Origin of the sequence: Myxococcus sp. AM011, assembly GCF_013372595.1 — a bacterium.
Taxonomy (GTDB): Bacteria; Myxococcota; Myxococcia; order Myxococcales; family Myxococcaceae; genus Myxococcus; species Myxococcus eversor.
On sequence record NZ_JABXEM010000537.1, the window covers coordinates 1 to 1,717 of the forward strand.

Consider the following 1,717-nt stretch of genomic DNA (forward strand, 5'->3'; position numbering starts at 1 on the left):
CCTTCGTCGCTCCTCGCAACCCCACCGAGATGCGTCTCGCCGCCATCTGGGCGGAAGTCCTCCACCTCGACTCCGTCAGCGTCACCGACGACTTCTTCTCCCTCGGTGGCCACTCCCTCCTCGCCACACAGGTCGTCTCTCGCGTCCGCAAGGCCTTCGACGTCGAGCTGCCCCTGCGCGCGCTCATCGAAGCGCCGACCGTGGGCGAGCTGGCGGTGCGAGTCGAAGCGGCTCGTGGAGAAGCCCCGGCCAACACGCGGCCTCCGCTCGTGGCGGTGCCTCGCACGGGTCCGCTGCCGCTGTCCTTCGCTCAGCTGCGCTTGTGGTTCCTCGACAGGCTGGAGCCCAACAGCGCCTCCTACAACATCCATTCCGGCAAGCATCTCGAGGGCTACCTGGATGCTTCCGCGTTGGAGCGCGCGATTCAGGAACTCGTGCAGCGCCATGAAGCGCTGCGCACCTCGTTCCACGTGCAGGAGGACGGCACCGCGGTTCAGGTCATCCATCCTCGCGCCGAGCTGTCCGTTCCCGTCACCGACCTCCGGCACCTGACGGGCGCGGCCCTGGACACGGAACTCGAGCGGCTGATCTCCGCCGAGGCCCAGAAGCCCTTCGACCTGACGCAGTCCCCCCTCTTCAGGGCGGCCTTGTTGCGAGTGACCGAGCAGAGCCACGTGCTTCTCGTCACGGTGCACCACATCGTCTCGGATGGCTGGTCCAACGGCATCTTGTTGCGCGAAGTGGGTGCGCTCTACGAAGCGTTCTCCCAGGGGCGTCCGTCCCCGCTCGCTCCGCTGGAGTTCCAGTACGCGGACTACGCGCTGTGGCAGCGCGGCTGGCTGCGAGACGCGGCACTGGAGCAGCAGCTCTCCTGGTGGAGGAACCAGCTCGCCGGTGCCCCCCACGCGCTCGAACTGCCGACCGACCGACCGCGACCGCCCGTGCAGACCCACGTCGGCGCGACGCTCCCGGTGCATCTGAGCACCGAGGTGACCGAAGCGCTGCGCGCGCTGTGCAAGCGCGAGGGTGTCACGCCGTTCATGGTGTTGCTCGCCGCGTTCCAGGTGCTGCTCGCGCGGTACTCGGGGCAGGACGACATCGTCGTCGGCTCGCCCATCGCGAACCGGCAGCAGACAGAGCTGGAAGGCATCGTCGGCTTCTTCGCCAACACGCTCGCGCTGCGCGCACGGCTGACGGAGAAGATGACGTTCCGCGAGCTGCTGGCTCAGCTCAAGGAGACGACGCTCGGTGCCTACGCACACCAGGACGTGCCGTTCGAGAAGCTCGTCGACGAGCTGAAGCCCGAGCGCGACCTGAGCCGGTCTCCGCTGTTCCAGGTGATGCTCGCCTTGCAGAACACGCCGCGTCAGCCTCGCACCGGGGCGCGCCGCGAAGAGCCGGCACCCGCACCGGGCCCCGTGGAAATCACCCGCGGCAGCGCCAAGTTCGACCTGTCGCTGTTGCTCTCGGACCACGGCGACGACATCAGCGGCCTGCTCGAGTTCAACACCGACCTGTTCGACCCGGACACCGCCAGACGCCTGGCCTCGCACTTGTCGCGGCTGCTGCAATCCGCCGTCAGCGACCCCAGCCAGTCACTCTGGCGGCTGCCGCTGCTCGATGAGCAGGAGCGTCACCAGTTCCTCGTCTCCTGGAACGACACCTCACGCGAGTCGCATGCCGTCACCACCATGCACGGCCCCTTCGAGGCCCAGGT

Annotated in this window: 1 protein-coding gene; it reads left to right on the top strand. The window is 68.1% G+C overall.

What is annotated here, in order from left to right:
- A partial coding sequence (locus tag HUW62_RS47135; RefSeq protein WP_255204045.1) for a condensation domain-containing protein occupies window positions 1-1,717 on the top strand: 1,717 nt, incomplete at both ends.